The organism is Actinomadura rubrisoli, assembly GCF_004349215.1.
Lineage (GTDB): Bacteria > Actinomycetota > Actinomycetes > Streptosporangiales > Streptosporangiaceae > Spirillospora > Spirillospora rubrisoli.
In genome coordinates this window covers 1-24848 of record NZ_SMKU01000121.1, presented here as the reverse complement: position 1 = coordinate 24848, position 24848 = coordinate 1, and the positions used below count along the sequence as shown (strand labels likewise).

The following is a 24848-nucleotide window of genomic DNA, read 5'->3' as shown; positions in this document are numbered from 1 at the left end:
CGCCCAGCCGCCCGAGCAGCCGGTACGGCCCCATCCGGCGCGGGTCGCCACGTCGGAGCGGCTCCACCACCGCGCACCTCCCTCCGCCGGGTCACGTGGAGATGGTCCTGGGCGGCTCCGGGACCGGTCCCGGAGTGAGGGGAGTGTAATCAGGATGTGACCGACGAACGCGGCAATCATGGGAGGGAGCCGGCCCTTAACGGGGACGGCGACGCTCGCTCGGAGCCTGCGGGCCTTCGACCGGCCGCCGCGAGGACCTGGCGCGCGACCCGGCCGCCGCGTCCGCTGCGCGTGCACGCGTTCGAGCCGTTCAGCGAGGCCCACGGCCCCGGCACCCGGGCGGTGCTGTGGCTCCAGGGCTGCACGCTGGGCTGCCCCGGCTGCTCGGTCCCGGAGACGCACCCCCGCCGCGGCCACAGGGTCGGCGTGGACGAGATGTTCGCGCAGTTCGCCGTGCTCGACGGGTGGATCGAGGGCGTGACGATCACCGGCGGCGAGCCGCTCCAGCAGCGCCGCCCGGTGCTGCGGCTGCTGGCGCGCCTGCGCGCGGAGACCTCCCTGCCGGTCATCCTGTCCACCGGCTACACCTGGGACGAGGTCGTCCGGATGCCGGGCGCGGCGGCGCTGCTCGACCGCGTCGACGCCCTGCTCGCCGGTCGCTACGAGCGCGGCCTGCGCCTCGACCGGGGGCTGCGCGGCTCGTCCAACAGGACCGTGCACCTGTTCACCGACCGCTACACGCCCGAAGACCTCGGAGCGGCCCGCGACGCCGAGCCCGCCGGCCGGGCGGACGGCCCGGAGTTCAGCTGAGGAAGGCCAGCAGGTGCCGGAGGGTCTCCTCCGGTGCTTCCTCCGGGATGAAGTGACCGCACTGGACCGGGCCGCCCCGCACGTCCTCGCACCAGGTCCTCCAGATCTCCAGGGGGTCGTACCATTCGGCGACCGCGCCGCCGCGGCTCCACAGGGCGAGGGTCGGGCAGGTGATGCGGCGCCTGCCGCGGTCGGCCTCATCGTGGTCGCAGTCGACGGTGGCGGCCGCGCGGTACTCCTCGCAGATGGCGTGCACCGTGGCGGGGTCGCGGAACTTCTCGGTGTAGGCGGCGCGGACCTCGGGCGGGAACGCGTCCGGGACCTCGGACCAGGAGTCGAGCATGTGGTCGACGACGACGTCGGGGGCCCGGGCGATCAGCTCCTCGGGCACCGGCTCGGGCGCGGCGAGGAACGACCAGATCCAGTAGCCGAGGCTGAAGTCCTTGCCGGCGCGGCGGAACGCCTCACCGGTCGGGACGATGTCGAGCACCACCAGGCGGTCGACGGCGTGCCGGTGGTCCAGGGCCATGCGGTAGGCGCACCGCGCTCCGCGGTCGTGCCCGACCACGCCGAACCGCTCGTGCCCCAGGGCGTTCATGACCTCGACCTGCTCGCGGGCGATCGCGCGCATGCTGTACGGGGCGTGGTCCGGCGCGCTGGGCGGGGTGCCGCTGTCGCCGAAGCCGCGCAGGTCGGTGGCGATCACGGTGAAGTGCTCGGCCAGTCGCGGCGCCACCCGATGCCACATCAGGCGGGTCTCCGGTATGCCGTGCAGCAAAAGGACCGGTGGGCCTTCCCCACCCTGGCACCCGTGGATCGTGGTGTCCGCCGTGGAGATGGCGAAATCGAGAAAACCGTCCAACACCGTCATCGCGCTCCCGTTCCGGCCGTCCGCACGGCCGATGATCTCAGGATCGGCCGCCTCCCGCTTGGGGGGCCTGGCTCATCGCCGTGACCATGCCGATCACCTGAGACCGCGGAGAAGCCGCCGTCATGGCACGGGCCCCGGCCCGTCGCGGCCGGGGCCCGCTCGCTCACGGGGTCAGTGTCACCCGTTCGGACTGGAACTCGGTCCGGCCGAGGTAGCCGGTGAGGAACACGCTCGACGGCTCATCGACCTGGGACGAGCCGACCTCGAACGTGGCCGAGGTGGAACCCGCCGGAATCGTGACGTGGCCGGGGGGATGCAGGATGCCCCAGCTCGGCGAGAGGTGGACCGTGGTGTCGACGGCCGAGGGGCCGGCGAGTTTGATCGTGGCCGTGAAGGGCGAGCCGCCCTTGGCCGACGCGGGGAGCGCGATGTCGGCGATGCGGGGGTGGATCGTGATCGGCAGCGTGGTGGTCGCGCCGCTGACGGTGGCCTCCAGGACGACGGTGGTGGTCTTGGTGACGTCGGCGGTGTCGAGGCGGAAGTAGGCCGTGGTGTCGCCGCCGCCGATGTGGTCGGTGACGTTGTCCAGCCGGACGGCCGGGTCGTCGCCCTGGGCCTTCAACGCGACGCTCAGGCCGGCCTCAGGGGCGGGACGGCTGAGGATGACGTTGAAGGACTGGCCGAACTGGAGGCCGTACAGATCGCCCGGCTCGGCGGCGCGCAGTTCCACCTTCTGGGTGCCGTCGAAGGGCCGCAGAAGCAGCTTGGACGCCGACAGCGTGCGCGCGCCGAGCGTGACCGAGACGGTGACCCTGGTGTCCTGAGCGACGTCGGCGACCCTCCGCGCGGAGAACGTGATCGCGGTGGCACCCTCCTGGAAGTCCTCCGTCGCGGGCAGCGTGACGATGTCGGGGTGGTCGGAGGCCACGCCGATGACCAGCCCGCCCGCGGGGGCGGGGCCGGTGAGCCGGACGACGGGGGCCACGCCGTTCGGCGCCGAGGTCGGGGTAAGGGAGAACGACTTCAGCCCCGGGTTCACGGTGATCTCGCGGGTGGCGGAACGGCCGCCCTGGCGGGCGGTGACCTGGGCCTTGTACTGCGGCCCGTCGACGAGCCGGGCGGCGACCGGGACGTCGGCGGTGGTCTGCCCGCGGCGGACGACGACGCCGGCGGGAACGGCGAGCTCGGACCGGTTGGAGTTCAGGACGACCCTGGTGTCGGAGGACGGGGCGCAGCTCAGGGTCGCCCTGGCGGTGAGGTCGTCGCCCGCGTGGGCGGTCGCGGGAGCGGTGAGGTCTTTGAGGGCGGGCCGGCAGCCGGCGGCCAGGGCGGCCTGGCCCGGCACGGCCACGAGGGCCGCCGGCATGAGCAGGACGAGCGCGACGCTACGCTTCATCGAATTCCTTCTATCGCCTCAGTGATCAAAAAACCGTTCCATTCAAGCAGACGATGATCTAGCAGCTCGAATGGCCGCATGACGTCACTCGATCGCCTTGCCAAACCTCGTTTCGCTGGTCAGGGGCCCGATCGACTCCCCCGTTTCCGCACGAGACGCTTGAGGGGGCATTCCGGGTTACGTCCACTAGCGGTCAACTGCTTTACCGGAAAGAGTTCCCGGAAAGGAGAGTGCCGGGCCGCCCGTGGCGCGGGGGCGTGCATCAGTCTCTTTGGGCAGGTCAGTCGACCCGCACGGCACGGTTCACCGCCTGCTCGGAGGGGAAGGCGTAGGGCAGCGAGTGCTGGAGGACCCCCCGAAATGTGTACAAAGCGTCGCCCGAACCAGCGGCTGCGCGCAGCGCTGGCCGAGGCGGGCTGGACCGGTCAGCAACTGGCCGCGGCGGTGAACAAAGTCGGCGCCGAGATCGGGCTCGACCTTCATTACGACCGCACGGCCGTTGCGCACTGGATGGAGGGAATGCGGCCGCGCCCGCCCGTCCCCGACGTCCTCGCCGAGGCGCTCTCCCGGCGGCTCGCGCGCACCGTCACCACCGGCGACCTCGGGCTCGCCCCGCCGAACCGGACCGGGAAGAACCCCGGCCCGCCCGGGGACGGGACGCGGGCGGGCGGCCCGTGGGGCACCGGCATCGTGGCCGAACTGGCCCGGCTCGCGGGTTCGCAGGACGGGCGCCCGTCACCCGCCGGGGCCCCGTACGCCCTGGCGGCGCTGGCGGTCCCGTCCTGGCCCCAGGCCGCCGCCGCGCCGCAGGGCGTCGACGCCCCCGATCGCGACGCGGCCCAGCGGCCCCTGGGCCGCGCGGACGTCGAGACGGTCGAGGCGATGACCCGGGTGTTCTCCACCAGCGACGCCGCGTTCGGCGGAGGCAGCGCCCGCCGCGCCCTGGCGGCGTACCTCGCCCATGACGTGGCGCCGCGGCTGCGCGCGCCGGCCGGCGCGGGCGTGCGCCGCCGCCTCTACAGCGCCGCGGCCCAGCTCACCTACCTGTGCGCCTTCATGTGCTTCGACGACGAGCTGCACGGCGTCGCGCAGCGCTACTACCGGGCCGCGCTCCAGCTGGCCGTGGAAGGCGGCGACCCGGTCTTCTACGCCGTGACGCTGCGCGCGATGTCGGTCCAGGCCCGCGCTCTCGGGCACGCGCGGCACGCGATCCAGCTGGCCGAGACCGCGGCCGACGCCGGCAAGCGCACCGGCCCGCTGCGGGAGGCGTTCCTGCGCGGGCAGCTGGCCGTCGCCCACGCCGCCGACGGTGACCGCAACGACGCCTTCACCAGCCTCACCGCCGCCGAACGCGGCCTCGACCAGAGCACCAGCTCCAACCAGACCACGGTCGGCGCCTACCATCCCGCCTCCCTGGCCCACCAGCAGGCGGCCGTCCGAGCGCTCCTCGGCGACCGGACCGGCGCCATCGCCACCCTCGCCTCGTCCATACCGCACCGCCCCGTCACCGAGCGCCGCTCGCACGCCCTCACCCTCGCCCGCCTCGCCGAGCTCCAGTTCGACCAGGGCCACCTGGAGGAGGCCACCGGGACCTGGCACCTGTTCCTGGACGACTATCCCCAGCTCCGCTCCGGGCGGGCCACCACCGCGCTCAAGACCCTGCGCTCCCGCATCCGCCCCCGCGCGGCCAACCCGATGGCCAAGGCGCTGATGGTCCGCGCCACCCGCCTCACGAACGCCTGAATGCGCCATCGAGGCGAACCCCGTATCCGTTGAATGCCCGGCCGTTATCGCATGGCGACGCATGCCGATGTGCAATGGATCTTATGAAGGTTTCTGTCGAAGTCACACCCGGCAAGCGAGAATGATTATCAGGGGACGCCGGCAGAACGTCCGCGATCATTCAACAGGAACGGCTAGGCCAGAAGAAGGTTCGCTCGATCTACGGCCCCTTGACCATTCCAGGGTGACTTCCTATCGCATTTAATTGGATAATGAAGTACCCACGGGAAAAGGTGGATCATGAACAGATCTCTGCGCAGAAGGCAGTTGCGCACCACCGGGATCGGGCCGGGCGAGTTGCTGGTGGCGACCGGCTTCACCGACCCCGAGCACGGCCCGGTGCGGTGCGCCGCCGCACCGGCGGTGGCGGCGGCGGCCCAGCGCGCATGCACACCCCATCGGACGGGCCGGGCGACCGGCACGCGAACCGCGCGACGGGTGCGGCTCGCACCGGCGCCGACCTCGCACGACACCACCGGGGACGCGGTGCTGTCGACCGCGTCCTACCTGGACAGGCAGGGCCGGGCCGCCGGCTTCGCGGTCGCGGCGCACCTCGGCGACCCGGCGGCGCTGGCGGTCGCCGAACAGGTGATGGACCGCTGGTTCCAGACCCTGCGCAGCCGCCGGCTCGTCCTGGCCGGCGCCGATCCGATGTGCTGGGGCGGGCGCCGGGCCGTCGAACTGATCGGTGCGGCCCTCAAGGAACGCCGGACGCCGGTCTACATGCTGGACCGGCCGATCGCCGACCAACACCATCTCCAGGCGCTCCTTGACCGCGGCGCCATCACCGTCGACGACCTCCACCACGTCCCCCCGGGCGCGACGGTGGCCTTCACCGCCCCCGGCGCGTCCCTGGCCGCGCGGGCCGAGGCCGCCGCCCGCGGCCTGGACGTCCTGGACTGCACCTGCCCCCTGGCGGCCGCGGCCCAGGCCGACGTCCGCGCCTACGCCGACCGCGGCGACACCGTGGTGGTGATCGGCCACCGCCGCCACGCCGCCTCGGCCGCGCTCACCGGCCAGGCCGCCGAATCGGTGGTACGGGTCGCCGACCTCGACGACGTCGCCGGACTGGGCCGGGACGCGGCCGGTCCGCACACCGGCCGGCCGATCGACCCCGCGCGGGTCTCGTTCGTCGTCCAGACCGGGACGCCCATCGAGCAGGCCGCGCCGATCATCGCCGCGCTGCGCGCCCGGTTCCCGCGGCTGCGCGGCCACCACTACGACGCGCTCTGCTACGCCGCCTCCGACCGGGCCGCCACCATACGAGCCGCGGCCACCGCCAGTGACCTCATGCTCGTCGCCGGATCCGCACGCCCATCGGACGCCCGCGATCCCGACACCGACACCGTCACCGCCGAGGCGGCCCGGACCGGCACCCCGGTCCACATCATCGGGGACGCCGGCGACCTGCGCGCCGAATGGGTGGCCGGAGCCGACACCATCGGGCTCGCCACGACGCGAGCGGCCCCGGCCGGCCTGCCGTCCGAGATCACCGCGGTCCTGGCGGGGCTGGGACCGCTCACCGTGGTCACCCAGCGGACCGGCACCCGCACCACCGACCCCGACCCCGACCGGCACGACGACGCCATCGGCGCCGGCGACCGGCCCTTCCCGGCCCACTAAGGGCGTTCAACACCTCGCCCACGTTCAACACCCCCGGCTCCAGAAACGCCTTTCCGTCAGACCAGCCTGGGAACCAACCGGACAGCGCCCTGGAGCCGGCAGCCCCATACGGCGATTCCCGCGGCCCGGGGCCCGAGAGGTTCCCGAGACACGGGGATCACAGAATTTCGGGAGGAATCATGAGGGAAGATCTCCAGGTCCTGGTAACGGCGATCGGCATCCAGGCCCGATACCTGGCGACGCAGTCGACCGCGCTGCACGAGGCGGTCCAGAAGTCCGAGTCCGCCGGCACGCAGATGGGGCCCGAGATCGGCATCCTGGCGGCTCGCTGCACCAAGGCGCACAGCCTCCTGCAGGCCGCGGTCAACGAACTGGACCGCAAGGCCCGCGAGCTGCGGGCCACCGCGATCCACGTCTGACCCGCGCGACCGGGACGGGACCGGTGAGCCACCACCGCCGGCCCGCCGGTCCGGGTCAGCGCCCCGATTCGCTGAACGCGCCCCTGCCGCGGCCTTGCTCAGCGAATGGGGTGCTGGCCTGTGAGCAGTGATGACAGGCGGAGAGGAGCAGGCCATGTGCCGGTTGTTCGGAATGACCACGGGAGGCCCGCGCGTCCAGGCGTCCTTCTGGCTCCTGGACTCCTCGTCGAGCCTCACCACGCTCAGCCGGGAGCAGCCCGACGGCACCGGCTTCGGCTGGTTCTCGCTCGGGGACGAGCCGGTGCGGGACCGCGCTCCGATCGCGGCGTTCGAGAACGACGACTTCGCGCACGCCGCCCGGCAGATCATCTCCCACACGTTCGTCAGCCACGTCCGGTACGCCAGCACCGGGGTCCTGGACGTGCACAACACCCATCCGTTCGACATCAACGACCGGCTCTTCGCCCACAACGGCCTGGTCCAGGGCCTGGACGTGATCGACTCCTGGCTCACCGACGTCGACCGGGCCCACATCGAGGGGCAGACCGACTCCGAGCTGGTCTTCGCGTTCATCAGCGCGGAGATCAAGCGGCGCGGCGACACCACCGACGGGCTGGTCGCGGCCGTCCGGCGGCTCGGCGCGCGGGTGCCGATCTTCTCGCTGAACCTGCTGCTCGCCGAGCCGCGCCGCATCTGGGCGCTGCGCTATCCGGACAACCGCGAGCTGTGGGCGCTGTCCCCGCAGGGCGGCGGCTTCGGGCAGCACCGCGCGCTGGCCTCGTCGTCCCGGCGCATGGAGATCGACGCCGGCGACGCCCGGGTACCCGCCTACGTCGTGGCCAGCCAGCCGCTCGACGACGATCCGGACTGGCGGCTGCTGGAGTCCGGCGAACTGCTGATCATCGACGGGCTCGGCGCCCGCTCGCTCTTCCCGTTCGCCAACCCCGCGCACACCCTCAGGTATGAGGACCTGGTCGGTTCCGCGGCCCTGGCCATGCGTCCCGACCGGACACAGGACCGACCGTCCGGGTACCCCCATCGAGGAGAGTGATGACGCCTCCAGCACCGGTCACCGACGAGGACTTCCGGCTCGGCGACGACGCCTTCAGCGACCAGGCGCGACGCGCCGTCCTGGACCGGCTCGGCGATCACCTCGAAACGCAGAGCCGCCGGTTCCTGGGCTATCAGGCGAACCAGTCGATCACCGGGACCGAGCCGCTGGCGAGGTTCCTGTCCCTGCATCTCAACAACGCCGGCGACCCGTTCGTCGAGAACACCGTGACCACCCACACCCGGTGGCTGGAGCGCGCGGTCCTGGACTATTACGCGCGGCTGTGGCACGCGCGCGTGCCCGCCGACCGCACCCGGGCCCGCGCGGACGACTACTGGGGCTACGTCCTGTCGATGGGCAGCACCGAGGGCAACCTCTACGCCCTGTGGAGCGCCCGCGACTACCTGGACGGCAACGCCCTGGTCGGCGATGAGGAGTCCAGCTCCCGGACGACCTACATCAAGGCCGCCCACCCCGATGACGGCCCCAACGCCTACACGCCGGTCGCCTTCTTCTCCGAGGACACCCACTACTCCCACCTCAAGGGAATGCGGGTTCTGGACATCCCGACCTTCTACGACCTCGGCGCGGACCGGTATCCCGGCCAATGCCCGATCCGGGTGGCCGGCCGTTCCAGCAAGGGCTGGCCGATCGGCGTCCCGTCCGCCGGCGGGGACGACGGACCGGGCGCCGTCGACGTGGACGCGCTGGCCCGCCTGGTGGAGTTCTTCGCCGCCAAGGGGCATCCGGCCCTGATCTGCTTCAACGCCGGCAGCACGTTCAAGGGCGCCTGCGACGACGTCGCCGGGGCGTGCGCCCGGCTCCGGCCGATCTTCGCCCGCTACGGCCTCGACCGCCGCAAGGTCCACTTCGACCCCGACGATCCCGAGGCCCACGACGTGCGGCAGGGCTTCTGGGTCCACGTCGACGCGGCCCTGGGCGGCACCTACCTGCCGTACCTGGAGCAGGCGCACCGGGCGGGGATGCTGCACTCCGGCCCCCCGGTCTTCGACTTCCGCGTGCCCGAGGTCGCCTCGATCGTCACCAGCGGGCACAAGTACCCGGGCTCGCCCGTCCCGACCGGCCTGCTCCTGATGAAGTCCGGACACCAGCTGAGGCCGCCGAGCGACCCCGCCGTCATCTCCTCCCCCGACACCACGTTCGCCGGCTCCCGCAGCGGCCTGGCCTGCGTCATCCTGTGGAACCACCTCGCGCAGCACTCCACCTGCGACCACCTCCGGACGGCGGTGCGCGCGGTCGGCCTCGCCGACTACGCGGCCGCCCGCCTCCGGGTGCTCAGCGACGAACTCGCCGCCCGCGGCGAGCCCGGAGCCGAGGACGGCATCCACGTCGGCCACACCGAACAGTCGCTGAGCGTGTGGTTCCGCCGGCCGTGCCGCGAGCTGGTGATGAAGTACTCGCTGGCCTGCGTCCCCTTCAACCGGGGCGGCACCCGGGTCGACGTCAGCCACATCTACGTCATGCCCCACGTCACCGCGCAGCTCATCAACGACCTCGTCGCCGACCTGAGCCGTCCCGGCGCCTTCGACCGCAGCTGCGACTGACCGTCCCCAAGAGTGAGCCGGCGCCTTGCCCGTGCCAAAGTCACCTGGTCAGGGCCGGAGAAGGAATGCTCGGCCCTCCATTGGGCACAACGAGCGACAAATCCGACAAACCGGGCGATTGCCTGGTCGTAGGGCGTGGACGGTGGCGCCTGAGAGATCGCGTCCCGTCCGGACGGGATCGCCGATGGGCACCTCACGCACACCGAACCGGGCGCTGCGGGGGTTGTTGACCCAGACGGGCTGGACCGAGGACCAACTGGCCCGCCGCGTCAACGCCCTGGCCGCCGAGAGCGGCCTGGTGCTGCGCCTGGACCGCCGCTCGGTGGCGCACTGGCTGGCCGGACGCCGTCCCCGGCCGCCCGTGCCCGGCCTGATCGCCGAAGCCCTCGCCCGCGGCCTGGGCCACACGGTCACCCTGGACGATATCGGACTGGACCCTCGGCCTCCGGCACCGGGAGGCCGGGGGCCGGCCGGCGGGCACGGCCACACCGATCCCGAGCGCCGTCGCCTCCAGGCACCCGATCCAGCGACCGCGCTGACCCACCTGGCGCGGACGGACGACCACCCCCAGGGCGGGCCGGACGACGTCTACAGCCTGGCCGCGCTGACGGTCCCCACCTTCGAGCAGGCCACCAGCGGGCAGCCCGGCGCGGTGCCGGCCCCCCGGACACCGCCGGCACCGCGGCTGCCAGCGGGGGCCGGGCCGGTCGTGGCCGCCGAGCAGATGGCCGGGGTGTTCTCCGACCTGGACACCTCCTACGGCGGCGGACATTCCCGCAAAGCCCTGTCCACCTACCTGGCCTACCAGGTCATGCCGCACCTACGCGCCCGCATCGGCCCGGCCCTGCGCCGACGCCTGCTGTCGGCCACCAACCAGCTGGTCTATCTGTGCGGCTTCATGTGCTTCGACAACCAGCAGCACGCGCTGGCGCAGCGCTACTACCGGGTGGCGCTGGACCTGGCCACCGAGAACAACGACCCGGCCGCCTACGCCGTCACCCTGCGGGCGATGTCGGTGCAGGCACGTGCCCTGGGCCATTACCAGCACGCGCTCGCGCTCGCCGAGACCGCGGCGGCCACCAGCCGCGCCGTCGCACCGGTGCGCCAGGCGTTCCTGTACGGGCAGGTCGCGGTCGCCACCGCCGCCACCGGCGCCCGGGCGGACGCGCTGTCAGCCCTTTCCACGGCCGAACGCCGCCTGGACCAGACCACCTCCCGCACCGCTCCCGGCCTGGACGACACCACCCCGCCGGGGCACTACCACGCAGCCCCGATGGGGCACTACCATCCCGCCGCGCTGGCCCACCAGCAGGCGGCCGTGCGCGCGCTGCTCGGCGACCACGACGGCGCCGCCGCCGCACTGACCACCTCACTCCGCCTGCGCCCGCCCGCCGAACGACGCTCCCGCGCCATCACCACCGCCCGCCTCGCCGAACTCCAACTCCAACGCGGCCACCTCGAACAGGCCACCCGCACCTGGCACAGCTTCCTGGACGACCTCCCCCACCTCACCAGCGCACGCGCGACGGCCGCGCTCAACTGCCTGCGCTCCAAACTCCAGCCCCACGCCACGCACGTGACCGTCAAGGCACTGCTGACGCGCGCCGCCACGCTCTAGACACCCCGCCCTCCGGCCGGCTTCGAGATCAGCGACCAGGATGCGGCGGCGGGTGATGGGCCAGGAGCCCGCCGTCGGCCACCAGGACGGCACCGGTGATATGAGGGGTGCTCGTCAGGAACACCGCGGCGGCGGCGATCTCGTCGACGGTGGCCCATCGGCCGAGAGGTACCTGATGCAGCGGGACCTGGGACGGGTGCGGGTCCTTCCAGAAGACCTCCGTCATGGCGGTACGGGTCCAGCCAGGGCATAGCGCGTTGACGCGAATGCCCGCTGCCGCCCAGGTCACGGCCATGACCTTGGTGAGCGAGATCAGTTCGGCCTTCGCGGCCGCGTAGTGGGGTGCGAAGGGGAAGGGGCGCAGCCCGGCGATGGAGGCGATGTTGAGGATCGTCCCGCCACCGGCGGAGCGCAGGTGGGGGGCGGCGGCGCCGCAGAGCCGCAGCGGGATCTCCAGGTCGATGGCCAGGGTCTGCTGCCACAACGCCGTCGTGAGGCGCCGGAAGGGGACGCCGCGGCACAGTCCGGCGGCGTTGACGATCGTGTCCAGACGGGGCAGATGCGCGGTGGCGTGGCGGAGGAGGGCGTCGATGGCCGGCGGTCGGGTGAGATCGATGGGCAGTGCGGTGACGCGGGCGCCCTGCCGGCGCAGCCTGTCGTGCGCCCGGCCCAGTGCGTCCCCATCCCGGTCGGTGATGACGACGGCCGTCCCGGACGCGGCGAGGAGGCGCGCGATGGCTCCGCCGATGCCGCCGGCGGCTCCGGTGACCACCGCGCCGTGCCGGGGGGACGGATGCTGTGGTGTCATGGCTCGGGTTGGTCCCGTTCCTGTGCAGGGGTGGTTCCGGCGGACGTCAGGCGCTGGTCAGGAGGCCGCCGTCCACGATGAGCACCTGGCCGGTGATGTAGGACGCGGCCGCGCTCGCGAGGAAGACGGCCGGGCCGGCGATCTCGGCGGGCTCGGCCCAGCGGGCCTGCGGAATGGCCGAGGTGATCTGCTCGGAGGCGTCGCTGTCGCTCCACCAGGGCTCGGTCATTTCGGTTCTGGTGTATCCGGGGCACAGGGCGTTCACCCGGATTCCCTGAGGCGCCCATTCGACGGCCAGGGTACGGGTGAGGGAGACCAGCCCCGCTTTGCCCGCGGCATAGTGAGGGGTGGTGGGAAACGCCTGGAAGGCGGCGACGGATCCGATGTTGATGACGCAGCCCGCGTCCGAGTCCTCCAGATGGGGCAGGGCGGCACGGCAGAGCTGCGCGGGGACTTCGAGGTTGAGGCGCAGCGACCGCCGCCAGAGCTTCGGGTCGAGGCCCTCGAAGGGAGTGGCGACCGCCCAGGCGGCGTTGTTGACGACGATGTCCAGGCCGCCCAGCCGATCGGCGGCGTGGCCGATCACGCGCTTGGGCGCGTCCTCCTCTTCGAGATCGGCGGGCAGGACGACGGCGCGGCGGCGGTGCCCGGTGATCGCGTCGGCGGTCCGGGCCAGCCCGTCCTCGTCGCGTGCGGTGACGGTGAGGTCGGCGCCCGCGGCGGCGAAGGCGACGGCGATCGCCCGGCCGATGCCGCGCGACGCGCCCGTGACCAGGGCGCGCCGGCCCAGCAGCGCGCGCCCGGTGGACGGCTCGTGCGCCGGCGTGGCGTAGGCGGCCGGCTCCGGCCGGCCGGACGCGGACGACCGGGTCATCGGCCCTTCTCCCGGGAGAAGCCGAGCCATCGGGCCAGGATGGTGTCGACCATGCCGAGCTGGTGGCCGAGGAGGAGCCCGTCATAGAGCGCTTCGCCGTGGGTCAGCAGGCCGCGGTCGTTCCACTGGTAGAGCTCGAAGAAGGGGATGTCCATCGCCTTTCCGGTCGCCGCCCGGTCGCCGAGCCGCCCGGTGTTGGTGCCGCGGAACAGCCCGATCGCGTGCGAGGCTGCGCCCGAGTCCCAGTACCGGCAGTCGGCGACATGGGTGTCGGGGAAGGCGGCGGTCCAGGCGCGCAGGTAGTCCAGGAACGCCTGCGCCCCATCGAGCGCGGTCCCCAGAGAATGGTCGACGTACCGGACGCCGGGCTCGACCAAGGCGCCCATGGCGTCGAAGTCGTGGTGGCCGAAGGCTTGGTAGAACTCGCGGTGTGCCTGGACGCTGGTCATTCCTTGTCTCCCTCGCTGTGGTGATGGCGTTCGGGTCGAGTGGCGGCGGGCCGGTGGGAGGAGGACGGGCCGGGGCCGGGCAGCAGCACCGCACGTCCGGGAATCCTGCTGGCGGCGAGATCGGCGTGCGCCTGCTCGATGTCGTCCAGGGAATAGGTGACGATGTCGGAACGGAGCCTCCCGCGACGGGCCAGGGCGAGGACGTCGTGGAGTTCGTTGAGGCTGCCCCAGAAGCTGGTGGAGAAGGTGGCTTCGAGGGGGGCGCAGTTCCAGCCGAAAGGAATCCGGCCGAGCATCGAACCCACGACCACCAGGTGGCCGCCGGGCGCCAGGGCCTCGGCGCCGAACCTCATGGTGGTCTCCAGGCCGACCGCGTCCAGCACCGCGTCGGCCGCTCCCCGCGGGCAGGCGGAACGGAGCCTGGCCCCGGCATCGGCCCCGGTCAGGTCGATGACGACATCGGCGCCCAGTTCCCTGGCGCGGGCCTCCCGGCGGGCGGCGTGCCGCATCGCCACGATGACCAGCGCCGTCGTGCACTGCCGCGCGAGCTGGACGGCGTACTGGGCGAGCCCTCCCATCCCGATCACCACGAGAGCCGAGTCGGGTTTCAGATGCAGTGCGACGCGCCGGATGCCGCGATAGGAGGTCAGAGCGGCGTCGCCCAAGGGCGCCGCCTCCACCTCCGACAGGCCGTCCAGCGCGATGAGCTGCCGGTCCGCGCGGGGCACGGCGACCAGTTCGGCGCAGCCTCCCTGCCGGCCGATGCCGAGCCGGGACGCGGAGTCGCACATCTGCTCGGTGCCGTTCAGGCAGGGCCGGCACCTGCCGCAGCTGACCGGGGCGTAGACCAGGACCGGCGTCCCGGCCGGGGGGCCTTGCGCCGCGGGCCCGAGCGCCTCCACCACGCCGGTGATCTCGTGGCCCAGGATGGTCGGCAGTCTCATGGGCGTCAGGTCGCGCAGCTCCCCCTTCCGTAGATGGAGGTCGGAGCGGCATACGCCGGCGGCGGCGACCCGGACGAGCGCACCGGCCTCCGGCGTCTCGGGCACCGGCACCCGCGTCAGGTGCAGCGGCCCTCCGTACGAGGTGAGCACCGCCGCGCGCATCGTCTCGGCCATCGCGCTAGCCCCCTTCCCCCGGCCCGGAGGCGCCCTGGAGGTAGGCGACGATCTGCTCGACGGTCATCGTGGCGGCGCCTTCTTCGGGAAGCCGCACGCCGAAGCGGTCCTCCACTTCCAGCGCGAACTCCACCAGGGCCACCGAGTCCAACCGCAGGTCCCTCAGCGTCCTGCCGGGGTCGACCTGCTCGGCGTCGACGTTGAACCTGCCGACCAGCAGCTCGTGGACGGCGTCCTTGGGCCGCATGTCATTCCTTCCTCTCGCGGGCGGGCGGGGCCTGCGTCCCGATCTCGGGCACGCTGATGTCGGGCCAGGTCAGCACGGCCGAGGCCCAGGTGAAACCGGCTCCGAACGCCGTCAGCAGCAGCCGGTCCCCGGGACGGACGGCCTGGGCGCCGCCGGCCACCGCCAAGGCGAGGGGGATGGAGGCGCAGCCGGTGTTGCCGAAGCGCTCGATGGTCTCCACCACGCGCGGCGGCGGGATCGTGAGCCGGGAGGCGACGGTCTTCATGATCCGGCCATTGGCCTGGTGCGCGACCAGCGCGTCGACATCGGCGGTGGTCATGCCCGCGCTGCCCAGGACCGCGCGGGACGAGGAGACCATGCGCCGCACGGCGTGCAGGAAGACCGGGCTGCCCGCCATCCGCAGGAACGGGTCGCCACACGGCTCGGCGCCCCGGCCCCCGGGAGCCACTCTCAGCAGGTCGCGGCCGGTGCCGTCGCTGCCCAGGTCGAAGGCGACCAGGGCGCCCGGCTCACCGGGGAGCCCGGCTCGCAGGACCGCCGATCCGGCGCCGTCGCCGAACAGCGGCGCGGTCACGCGGTCGTCGGGATCGAGATACGGCGAATGCGTCTCGACCGCGATCACCAGCACGCGCCGGACCGTGCCGGCCGCGATCAGCCCGGCCGCCAGGGCCAGGGCGTAGACGAAGCCCGCGCAGGTCGCGCCCACGTCGAACGCCGCCGCGCCACCGGCTCCCAGTTCGGACGCCAGCGCCGGTGCCATCGGCGGGCACGCCTGCTCCTGGGTCCAGCTCGCGACGATGACCGCGTCGATGTCCGCGCCCAGGACCCCACCTGGATCGCGGGCCGGGCTCCCGTCCGGATCCCCGCCCTGGTCGCCGCTCGCGGCGGCCGACCGCAGGGCGCGGCGTCCGGCCTCCAAGGCCAGCCCGCGTGTCGTGGACCGATCGTCCAAGAGGTTCCGGGTGACCACACCGGTCCGGTCGCGCACCCATTCGGGGGTGACGCCCAGCCGTTCGGCGATCACGGCGTTGTCGACCGCCCGCGGGGGCACGCACGCCCCCAGCCCGGCGATGACGGCGGCGGGGGCGGTCACGTCGCGTCCCCCTTCCGGCCCGCCAGCACCGCGCGGGCCTCGGTCAGCGACTCGTCCAGTACCCGCGCGGCGGTGTCCATGTCCTCCAGGCGGTGGTCGCTCATGAGCTGCATCCGGAAGCGGGCCGCGCCCAGCGGGACCGCCGGGAACTCGATGACGGCCAGGATCAGGCCGCGCCGCTCGGCGAGCGACCACGCCAGCCTGGCCACCGCGACCGAGCCCGTCTCCACCGGCACGATCGCCGACCGCTCACCGAGGACCGTCAGGCGCCGGCCCGCCAAGGCGTGCCTGAGGCGGTCCGCCACCTGCGCCAGATCCGCCCTGCGCGACTCGCCTTCGGGCGACCGGACGATCCTCGCGCACTGCAGCGCCGCCGCGGCCTGCAACGGCGACAGCGCGGAGGAGAAGAAGTGGGAACCGGCGTAGATCGACAGGTACTGCTCCACCTCCCGGGAACAGGTGCCGACGAACCCTCCATTGGTGGCGAAGCATTTGCTGAACGAGCCCATGACCAGGTCGATCTCCCCGAGCATCCCTTGGATTCCGGCCTGCCCCGTCCCGCCCGGCCCCAGCGCGCCGAGGTCATGGGCCACATCGACCATCAGCACGGCCTGGTACTCGCGGCAGATCTGCTGCAATTCCTTGAGCGCGGGCACGTCGGAGTCCATGGAATAGACCCCTTCGGTGATCACGAGGATCGCGTTGCCCACGTCCGTCGCCCGGATGGAGCGCAGCCGCTCCCGGACCGAGCCGTTGTCCAGGTGCACGGCGGTGGTCACGTTCGGTGTGGCCGCGTGGGCGCCCTGCGCGAGGCACGCGTGAGCCCGCTCGTCCAGGACGATGTGGTCCCACTGCCGCATCAGGCCGGTGATCGCACCGAACCCGGCCGCCCATCCCGTCGGGAACAGCACCACGTGCTCCATCCCCGTCAACTCCGACAACTCCTGCCGCAGTGCGTCCGAGACGGGGGTGTGCCCCGTCAGGCAGGGGGAACTGCCGGCGTGGGGCCCGTACCGGCCCAACGCGGAGATCACCGCTTCGTGCACCGACGGATCACGCGACAGGCCCAGATAGTCCTGTGTGGAGAAACAGATTCCTTCCGTGGGCGGTTCGGCCTCCTCCCCCGGTCTCTCCGGAAACCCGACCCGCGCCCGCGGGGCGACAGGCGTTTCCACCGTGCGCGAGTAAGGCCAGATACTCGCCCTCAGACGGTCGTCACGCCACGCGGTGAACTCCCTGACCCGATCGGACAGGCCCACGCCTTTCACCGGGACGAAACGCCCCAGCGTGGCCTCCAGCGTCGACGCCGGTATCCGCCGGAGCCTCGATCCTTCCTTGTTTTCTCGCATTCGCTTTCCCGTCAACTGGAGACGAACGGCTTCCTCAAGATCGGCCCTTCAGCCCGGCAGGTAGCGCGACGACCTGGCCCGCGTAGGTGAGACCGGATCCGAAGCCGATGAGAACAGCCGAGATCGGCAGTGAGATCCGTCCCGACCCGATGAGGGCGTCCAACGCCAGCGGAACCGAAGCGGCGCCGCAGTTGCCCGACTCGGTGACGTCGTCGGCGACGACGACGCCCCGCACCCACTCGATGACTTCGCGGCCCTCCATCCGGGTCGCGTGCCCGGTCGGCGCGTCCGGGGGGTCGACGAAAGCGGGCCGGGGCGGCCGGCACTCCACCGCGCCGGCCCGGGAACCGTCGCTCCCCCAGACGGCCTTGCCGATTCCCGGCCGATCGGCGGCGGCCACGACCACCGCCGCCGCGCCATCGCCGAACAGAGCGGCGGTCGAAGGGTCGTCAGGGTCGGTGATGTCGAGCATGCGATCGGCTCCGACGACGAGCACGGCGCGGCCGCCGTCCCCCGCGATCAGCGACCGCGCGTTCTCCAGGGCGACGCAGAATCCGGAGCAGGCCGAGCCGACGTCGAAGGCCACCGCCCGTTCGGCGCCGACCGCCGCCGCCACCTGGGGGGCGGTGCCCGGCATCGCGCGCGGATTGGTGACGGTCGCGACGATCACCACGTCCAGCTCGGCCGCCGCCATGCCGGCCGCGTCCAGCGCCGCCCGGCCCGCCTGGGCCGCCATCGCCACCAGTGGCTCGTCCGGCCCCGCCTTGCGGCGCCGGTGCACACCGGTGCGGGAGGTGATCCAGCCGGCCTCGACGCCGAGCCGGGCGGCGACCTCGTCCGAGCCGACGACCCTGCGCGGCCGGTAGGAGCCGATTCCCGCGATGGCGCTGGGCCGTCCCCCTGGAGCCTGGGCGATGACATCGGTCATGGGACTCTCCCCGATCAAGCTCGGATGGGCCGTTCCGAGGTCTCCTCGGACCGCTGCCTCTCCTCGTGCCCGCGCCCTCCGCCGCGGTACCGGGGGGACCGCGACTGATGTGTCGCGCTTCGCGGGCATGTCGCGCTTCCGCGGGGCGCCCCAGCGCCGGCGTGGTCCCCACCAGGATCAGCACCGTGACCAGGGCGAGCCCGGCGGAACTCGGGCACAGCGGCTGCCGCTGCTGCTATCGGCCGCATTCACCCGTCCCGGCGAGCGCAGCGGCGACGGACAGCACACCGGCCTCCCGCGAGACGACGACCGCGGTCACGGTCAGACGCCCGCCGCGTCCCAGCGTCCCAGCGGCTCAGCGGCTCAGCGGTCAGCGGTTGTCGCCCGCGCCGTCATCGGGTCTGTCGTGGTCGGGGACCTTTTCCGCCTGTTGCCGGCGGTCTCCGGGCAGGGACGCGAACCACGTGCCGGCGGGACGGCCTGGAGCGTCGCTGAGGCTCTTTCTCGGTGGCGCCGATTCGGCGTTGAGGCGGTCGGCCAAGCGGCGGGGGTCGGGCCAGCGGACGTCGTAGGCCCATCCCGCCTGTTCGAAGCAGCGGATCAGACGCGCGCTCGGATCCAGTTGGCCGGCGAGCACGCCGTGGCGGGCGCAGGTGGGGTCGGCGTGGTGCCAGTTGTGCCATCCCTCACCGAAGGTGAGCAGGGCGACCCAGCGGACATTGGTCGAGCGGTCGCGGGTGTCGAAGGCGCGCCCCCCGAAGCTGTGCGCGATCGAGTTGACCGACCAGGTCACGTGATGGACGACGGCGTAGCGGACCAGCCCGCCCCAGAAGAGGGCCGTCCACATGCCGGCCCAGGACATCGACCACAGCCCTCCCACCGCGGCGGGCAGCGCCATGGACATCACCACGGTGGCGGGGTAGGCCGCGTCGAGCATCCTGATGTCCCGGTCGGCCAGCAGGTCGGGGACCCAGTGCCGCCGGTCGGAGCGACGGCGCGCGCTGTAGAACCATCCGACCTGGGCGTGCAGGAGGCCCTTCACCGCGGCCAGGCCGGTCTCGCCGTAGGCCCATGGGGAGTGCGGATCACCGGGACGGTCGGCGTACTTGTGGTGGCGGCGGTGCTCCGCCGCCCAGAGGGAGACCGGTCCTTCGAGCGCGAGGCCGCCGGCCAGGGCCAGGGCGATCCGCAGGGCCCTGCGGCATTTGAACGAGCGGTGCGTCAGGAGCCGGTGGTAGCCGACGCTGATGCCGAAGATGCTGATCGCGTACATGGCCGCGGCGATCACCACGTCCCGCGGCCCGATGCCCCGCCCCCAGGCGACGCAGGCTCCGGCGGCCAGCGCCAGCAGCGGGAGGACCACCAGCAGGATCAGGTAGGCGTGGCGGCGCACGGACGAGACGGCGATGGTCTCGGCCGTCTCGGGCTCCGCCCAGCCCAAGGGTGAGGACATACGGCCTCCTTCCCTGCCGATTCAACGCCCCGCGGCTCGGCACCGACAGTGGCCTGGGAAGTACAGATCTATAACTGTCGGTATCTAGCTTTGTACTCTATGTAGCGGAAAGGTCTGGCCCCTACTACCTTTGGTCCTCGTCAGGCTGCACGTCTGGTCTCCGTCAGGCTGCACGTCGTCATGGCAGATCCGTCGCTTCGGTGACGGCCATCGGCTCTCCCCGCGTGAGGCGGTGTCGCATGGACAGGCTCGATCAAGTGACCGCCGACGGCTATCTCGACAAGTACGAAGCCGCGGCCGAAGAAGACCCCATGGGTGCCCTGGCGTTGCTGACGGGCTGGTTGCGCACCGACTGGCGTCCGCTGTTCGCTGAGCTGCGCGCGCGCCGGCCCGTCCTGGTCACGCCCGGCTTCGTCATCGTCACGCGCTTCGCGGAGGTCGCCGAGGTCCTCTCACGCGGCGAGGTCTTCACCGTGGCCGGATACGCTCCCCGCCTTGAGGCGGCGGTCGGCGGCCCCGTGATGCTGACCCGTGACGGCACCCCGATGAACTGGCGGGAGAAGGGCCTGATGCAGGTCATGCTCCCTCCCGGTGACGTGCCGCGCGTCCGGGAGCTGGCCGGCCGCGCCGCCGACGAGGCCCTGGACGCGGCGTGGCCGTCCGGGCGCATCGAGGCGGTCGGCGGGCTGTTCCGCCGCGTCTGCATGGCGGTGTGCGCAGAGTACTTCGGCTTTCCCGGCCCGGACCCGGGCACCCTGTCGCGGTGGTCGAGAGCCGTGATGACCGACGTCACCGCCAATCTCGGCGGCGATCCGGCGATCCACACCGCGTCGGTGGACGCGGGGACGGAGATGATGGGCTATCTGCGCGGTCTGCTCGCCGAACGCCGGGCGGCCATCTCGGCGGGCGCCGTCCCCCCTCCGCAGGACGTTCTCGCGCGGCTGCTCCGCACCGAACTGCCCGCCGAGCTCGCTCTGGACGACCAGCGCATCCTCATCAACGTCGCGGGCCTGCTGCTGGGGTTCGCGGAGAACGCCTCGGGCTCCATGGTGCACGTGGTGCAGCACGTCTTGCGGAATCCGGAGATCCAGCGCTCCGTCGTGCGGGCGGCCGCCGGCCCAGGCCCCGAGGAGTTCGACCGGCATGTGTGGGAGGCGCTGCGGTTCGACCCGTTCCTCAAGATGATCGTCCGGACGTGCGAGCGCGACCATGTCCTGGCCGCGGGCACTCCCCACGAGACGGTGGTCCCGGCGGGCTCCCCCGTGCTGGCCGCGGTGGCCTCGGCCATGTTCGACGAGACCGCCGTCCAGGACCCCGGGGCCTTCCGCCTCGACCGTCCGGCCTACATCGGCCTGCATTTCGGCCACGGCCCGCACGCGTGTGTCGGCGCGTACCCGGGGGCCGCCGTGGTCTGCGAGACGCTGCGCCGCCTGTTCCGCCGTCCCGGTGTGCGGCTGCTCCCGCCTCCGGACGGGACGGTCCAGCGCGACCGGGGCGTCTTCCCCGATCGGTTCCTGCTCGGGCTCGACGAGAAAGGGATGTGAAGGATGGCGCACGCGACCCCCAAAGCGCGCAGCATCGCCACCGATGGGGCGGCCAACCGGCTCAGGCTCATGGCCCTCACCCACGCGCGGCCGGTGTGGCGTCTCGCCGAATCCGTCCGGCCGGTGCGGCTCCGGTTGAACGCCTACCTCATCGACGGTGCGGTCCGGGAGATGCCGGGCCGCCCCGAGCCGCTGAGCACCAGATCCGAGTACACGTCGTGGACCTCGCTCACCGACCGGTCCTACATGGGCCGCCATCTGCCGCCCGCCCCGGGCGACGGCGGCGCACGGCCCTCGGCCGAGCGGGCCGCCGACCTGTTCACCCGCGGCGAGGAGATGATCCCGTGCCCGCGCTCCACGGTGCTGTTCGCCTACTTCGCCCAGTGGTTCACCGACGGGTTCCTGCGCGGGGACATCCGCGTCCCGAGGGACCCGCGCCGCAACAGCTCCAACCATGAGATCGACGTCAATCCCCTCTACGGGCTCGACGCGGAGGCGACGGGCGCCGTCCGGGCCTTCGACGGAGGGCTGCTGAAATACCAGATCATCAACGGCGGGGAGTTCCCTCTCCACCTCTGCGAGAAGGGGAAGATCAAACCGGAGTTCTCGGCGCTCCGCGCGGCCCGCTTCGAGGTGCTCGGCGACGCGCAACGCGACACCCTGTTCGCGACAGGCGGCGACCGGGGCAACGTGCAGGTCGGCTTCACCATGTTCACCGTGCTCTTCCTGCGCGAGCACAACCGGGTGGCGCGGCTGCTGGCGGACGAGCACCCGAAGTGGGACGACGAGCGGCTCTTCCAGACGGCGCGCAACATCGTCATCGCGCTCGTCATCAAGCTCGTGGTCGAGGAGTACATCAACCACATCACCCCCTACCACTTCCGTTTCCTCCTCGATCCGCGGCTGACGAGCAGGCTCGCCCGCGCGTCGTGGCACCGGCAGAACTGGGCGTCGGTGGAGTTCAACCTCGTCTACCGCTGGCACAGCCTGATCCCGTCAACCCTGGTCGTCGGCGGCGCGGAACTGCCGATGATCGCGACCCTGTTCGGCAGCGCGCTCCTGCCCGAGGCGGGCCTCGGGCAGCTCTTCGAGGAAGCGTCCGAGCAGCGCGCCGGCCGCATCTGCCTGTTCAACACCGATCCCGCGCTGCGCGAGGTGGACGAGGCCAGCCTCGCGGGCTCGCGCGCCCTCGAACTGGCGCCCTACAACGACTACCGCGCACACTGCCGCTTCCCGCGCGTACGCGAGTTCGAGCAGATCTCCAGCGATCCCCGGGTGAGCGGGGCCCTGCGCGAGCTCTATCGCGGCGTGGACGACGTCGACCTGTACGTGGGCCTGTTCGCCGAGGAACCGGGCTCGGCGAGGGCCATCCTCCCGCCGCTGCTCACCAAGATCATCGCCATCGACGCCTTCTCGCAGGCGCTGACCAATCCGCTGCTGGCGCCGCGTGTCCTGGGCCCCGCGACGTTCTCCCCGACCGGCATGCGGATCATCGGCGGGACCCGGACGGTGTCGGACGTGCTGCACCGCAACATCCCCGAGGATCCCCGCCCCCGGTTCGTGAGCATGACGTGGCGAGGCGCCCTCTAGGACGTGCCACCGCACAGCAGCCGCGGCATCAGTGAGGAGTTCCCGTGACCCCGGACGACCCGCCGAACAGCGCCCCGACCGACCCGTCGGCCGGCCCGTGGACCGATCCGTCGACCGGCCCGCCGCCCGCGGACCGGCCGGACCCCCAGGCGCTGCTCGCCGCCGCCCGGGAACTCGCCGAGATAGGCGACACGATCCGGGCGGCGTCCATCCGCGCCACGGAGACGCTGACCGGCGACGCCCTGCGCGGTGCCCTGACCCGGACGCCGGCCGCCGCCCTCCAGGCCGAGCGCGCGGTGCTGCGGGCGGTGACGAACCGCAAGGGGCTCGGATACGCCCTGGCGGGCGGGCCGGTCGGCACCGTCGGCTCCAAGCTCGGCGGCATGGTCGGAGCGCGCAGCCTCGCCGTCGCGGTCATGACGACCTCGCTGCGGCTGCGCATCGCCGCGGTGACCCTCGACAACCCGGAACTGGCCGAGGACCCGCTGCTGCGCCGGCTCAACGAGGCCGTCGCCACCGACCACGAGATCGAGGCGGCGCGGGCCCTGTGCGCCCTGGTGAAGGACCGGGGCGCCGCGCGGGCGCTGACGGCGATCGCCCCCGTCTTCGGCGAGATCCTCGCCCTGCGGGCGCTGCTGGACCAGAACCCGCTGAACGACCACGCCGCCTGGCTGATCGCGAGCGGGGCGGCGGCGGCCACCGCGGACCCGGTCACCGGCCTGAGCAACCGGGCCATCGCGATCCTGGACACCGGCGCGGGGGCCGCCCGGCCGATCCCTCCCGAACCGGCCGAGGCCGAGCGGCTGCGGCGGACGGGATCGCTGCTGGACTTCCTGACCGACCTGTGCGTCGTCGGCCCCACCGGCCGGGCCCTCATCCAGACCGTGACCGGCCCCGACGCGAAGGAGCGCCACGTCGTGCTGGCGCCGGGCATGAAGATCGGCAACCCTGACGGCGACTCCCCCGGCGACCTGCTGGGCGCCTTCAGCAGCACCCTGCTCGACAGCGCCCCCTACAGCCGCGCCCTCACCAAGGCCGTCCACGACTACGGCATCCCCCCGGGCGCCGAACTCGCCCTGATCGGGCACAGCGCGGGCGGCGCCGCGATCATGAGCCTGGCGCAGAGCCCGGAGTTCTGTGCCCGCTACACCGTCACCCATGTCGTGGCGGTCGGGTCGCCGATCGACTTCAAGCGGCCGACGTCGCCGCGCACCTGGGTCGCCAGCGTCACCAACCAGCACGACATCATCCCGAGCCTCGACGGCCAGGGCGCGGGGACCTGCTTCGACCTGCACCCCGACTGGTATGTGGCCGACTACACCGGCCCCGGCCACGAGTTCCCCGCCTGCCACAGCATCGAGCACTACACCGCCAATATCACCGACGACCTGCACGAGGTACGCGAGCACATCGACGAGCAGCTGCGGCCCTACCGCGGCCCCGTCACCCGTTCGCAGCTCTACCGCCTGTACGACGCCGAGCCCGCCGTCGCCGCCCTCCGCTCCACGGCCGCGACCAGCCGGATCAGCACCGCCGCCGGTCCCGTCGAGCTGCCCGTCCGATGCGATGACGGGGTGGCGGTCACCGCCTACTTCACCGTGGACGCGGACGCGGCGGCGAAGCTGCTGGGCGGCGCCCGGGTCCCGCACACCGGCGGCCGGGCCATCGCCGCCATCCGCGCCTCCGACAACCGGCGCACCAGCCTCGGCGCCTACCGCGAGCTGAGCCTCGGCATCGTCATCGAGGCCCCTGGCGGCCCGCGTCCGTCCTCGGCCTGGGCCAAGCCGGGCACACGCTCCGCCGGACGCGGCGTCCGCCTCATCGACGCGATCTACACGACCGAGCTGTCCCACGCCGCCGCCGGCGAGATCTGGGGGCACACGGCGTCCCTGGGCGTACTGCGCGTGACCTCCGATGCGCGCCTCCTCCGCGTGGTCGCCGGCACCGCCGACGAAACGATCATGACCCTGGCCGGACCGCTCGGCCGCGGCCTCCCGGCCGCCAACCGGAGCCTGGTCGTGTACTCCGACCTGGACGGCGCCCCCGCACGCTCGCGCATCGCGCAGCGCGGGCGAAGGCGCGCGTACCCGTTCCCCCACCGGCTGCGCCTGACCGTCGGCCCGTCCGACCATCCCCTGGCCCGGCACCTGCGCGAGCTGGGAATCGCCGCCAGCCCGGTGTTGTGCCTGGTCACCCGCTCCCACCGCAGCCGGCACGACGCACCCGTCCGGCTGGCGGACCACTGACCCCCGGAGGATCC

At 72.7% G+C, this 24848-nt stretch carries 21 protein-coding genes; 10 read left to right on the top strand and 11 right to left on the bottom strand.

The window, feature by feature from the left end; genetic code table 11:
- Positions 1–291: 291 nt before the first annotated feature.
- Positions 292–810: a 4Fe-4S single cluster domain-containing protein gene (locus E1298_RS22375; RefSeq protein ID WP_165975602.1), complete on the top strand. Its 519-nt coding sequence runs from the start codon at positions 292–294 to the stop codon at positions 808–810.
- Here the strand turns inward: E1298_RS22375 and E1298_RS22370 are convergent.
- Together E1298_RS22370 and E1298_RS22365 are read right to left on the bottom strand one after the other, a co-directional pair.
- Entirely contained in the window at positions 803–1681 is an 879-nt protein-coding gene (locus E1298_RS22370; RefSeq protein ID WP_131896319.1) for an alpha/beta fold hydrolase, read from the bottom strand. The two genes, E1298_RS22375 and E1298_RS22370, sit on opposite strands and share 8 nt — an antisense overlap.
- Before the next feature lie 163 nt (positions 1682–1844).
- Complete coding sequence (locus tag E1298_RS22365; RefSeq protein ID WP_131896317.1) at positions 1845–3077, bottom strand: hypothetical protein; 1233 nt, start codon at positions 3075–3077, stop codon at positions 1845–1847.
- 360 nt (positions 3078–3437) lie between these two features.
- On the opposite strand from E1298_RS22365, the gene E1298_RS22360 reads away from it, so the two are divergent.
- From E1298_RS22360 to E1298_RS22335, 6 genes are all read left to right on the top strand, one after another.
- The gene (locus E1298_RS22360) at positions 3438–4820 is read left to right on the top strand and encodes an NsdA family TPR-like regulatory protein (protein ID WP_131896315.1); all 1383 of its coding nucleotides are present in this window, start codon (positions 3438–3440) and stop codon (positions 4818–4820) included.
- Between the two features lie 279 nt (positions 4821–5099).
- Positions 5100–6482: a hypothetical protein gene (locus E1298_RS22355; RefSeq protein WP_131896313.1), complete on the top strand. Its 1383-nt coding sequence runs from the start codon at positions 5100–5102 to the stop codon at positions 6480–6482.
- A gap of 179 nt (positions 6483–6661) precedes the next feature.
- Entirely contained in the window at positions 6662–6901 is a 240-nt protein-coding gene (locus E1298_RS22350; protein ID WP_131896311.1) for a hypothetical protein, read from the top strand.
- A gap of 130 nt (positions 6902–7031) precedes the next feature.
- A complete protein-coding gene (locus E1298_RS22345) occupies positions 7032–7952 on the top strand; it encodes a class II glutamine amidotransferase (RefSeq protein WP_243725734.1) in 921 nt (306 codons plus the stop codon).
- Positions 7952–9517: a pyridoxal-dependent decarboxylase gene (locus E1298_RS22340; protein WP_131896309.1), complete on the top strand. Its 1566-nt coding sequence runs from the start codon at positions 7952–7954 to the stop codon at positions 9515–9517. Before E1298_RS22345 ends, E1298_RS22340 begins: the two co-directional genes overlap by 1 nt.
- Positions 9518–9701: 184 nt before the next feature.
- Positions 9702–11135: an NsdA family TPR-like regulatory protein gene (locus tag E1298_RS22335; protein ID WP_131896307.1), complete on the top strand. Its 1434-nt coding sequence runs from the start codon at positions 9702–9704 to the stop codon at positions 11133–11135.
- A 28-nt stretch (positions 11136–11163) separates the two neighbouring features.
- On the opposite strand, the gene E1298_RS22330 is transcribed toward E1298_RS22335, so the two are convergent.
- From E1298_RS22330 to E1298_RS22290, 9 genes are all read right to left on the bottom strand, one after another.
- A complete protein-coding gene (locus tag E1298_RS22330; RefSeq protein ID WP_131896305.1) occupies positions 11164–11943 on the bottom strand; it encodes an SDR family NAD(P)-dependent oxidoreductase in 780 nt (259 codons plus the stop codon).
- A gap of 46 nt (positions 11944–11989) precedes the next feature.
- On the bottom strand, positions 11990–12817 hold the full coding sequence (locus E1298_RS22325; protein WP_131896303.1) for an SDR family NAD(P)-dependent oxidoreductase: 828 nt from the start codon (positions 12815–12817) through the stop codon (positions 11990–11992).
- Positions 12814–13266 carry a nuclear transport factor 2 family protein gene (locus E1298_RS22320; protein ID WP_131896301.1) on the bottom strand — a complete coding sequence of 151 codons (453 nt, stop codon included), beginning with the start codon at positions 13264–13266 and terminating at the stop codon, positions 12814–12816. The genes E1298_RS22325 and E1298_RS22320 overlap by 4 nt, the downstream gene beginning before the upstream one ends.
- A complete protein-coding gene (locus E1298_RS22315) occupies positions 13263–14384 on the bottom strand; it encodes an alcohol dehydrogenase catalytic domain-containing protein (RefSeq protein ID WP_131896299.1) in 1122 nt (373 codons plus the stop codon). The genes E1298_RS22320 and E1298_RS22315 overlap by 4 nt, the downstream gene beginning before the upstream one ends.
- A 4-nt stretch (positions 14385–14388) precedes the next feature.
- On the bottom strand, positions 14389–14631 hold the full coding sequence (locus E1298_RS22310; protein WP_131896297.1) for an acyl carrier protein: 243 nt from the start codon (positions 14629–14631) through the stop codon (positions 14389–14391).
- Position 14632: 1 nt separating this feature from the next.
- A complete protein-coding gene (locus E1298_RS22305; RefSeq protein ID WP_131896295.1) occupies positions 14633–15724 on the bottom strand; it encodes a beta-ketoacyl-ACP synthase 3 in 1092 nt (363 codons plus the stop codon).
- Complete coding sequence (locus E1298_RS22300) at positions 15721–17073, bottom strand: aminotransferase class I/II-fold pyridoxal phosphate-dependent enzyme (RefSeq protein WP_131896293.1); 1353 nt, start codon at positions 17071–17073, stop codon at positions 15721–15723. The genes E1298_RS22305 and E1298_RS22300 overlap by 4 nt, the downstream gene beginning before the upstream one ends.
- Before the next feature lie 34 nt (positions 17074–17107).
- Positions 17108–18001, bottom strand: a complete 894-nt coding sequence (locus E1298_RS22295; protein WP_131896291.1) for a ketoacyl-ACP synthase III — start codon at positions 17999–18001, stop codon at positions 17108–17110.
- A gap of 370 nt (positions 18002–18371) precedes the next feature.
- Positions 18372–19454, bottom strand: coding sequence for an acyl-CoA desaturase (locus tag E1298_RS22290; protein ID WP_131896289.1), 1083 nt, complete (start codon positions 19452–19454; stop codon positions 18372–18374).
- Positions 19455–19693: 239 nt separating this feature from the next.
- On the opposite strand from E1298_RS22290, the gene E1298_RS22285 reads away from it, so the two are divergent.
- The 3 genes from E1298_RS22285 to E1298_RS22270 are packed head-to-tail and all read left to right on the top strand — an operon-like array spanning position 19694 to position 24834.
- On the top strand, positions 19694–20998 hold the full coding sequence (locus E1298_RS22285; RefSeq protein WP_131896287.1) for a cytochrome P450 family protein: 1305 nt from the start codon (positions 19694–19696) through the stop codon (positions 20996–20998).
- 3 nt (positions 20999–21001) lie between these two features.
- Positions 21002–22588: a peroxidase family protein gene (locus tag E1298_RS22280; RefSeq protein WP_131896285.1), complete on the top strand. Its 1587-nt coding sequence runs from the start codon at positions 21002–21004 to the stop codon at positions 22586–22588.
- A gap of 44 nt (positions 22589–22632) precedes the next feature.
- Positions 22633–24834 carry an alpha/beta hydrolase family protein gene (locus E1298_RS22270; RefSeq protein ID WP_243725732.1) on the top strand — a complete coding sequence of 734 codons (2202 nt, stop codon included), beginning with the start codon at positions 22633–22635 and terminating at the stop codon, positions 24832–24834.
- The last annotated feature ends 14 nt before the right edge of the window (positions 24835–24848 follow it).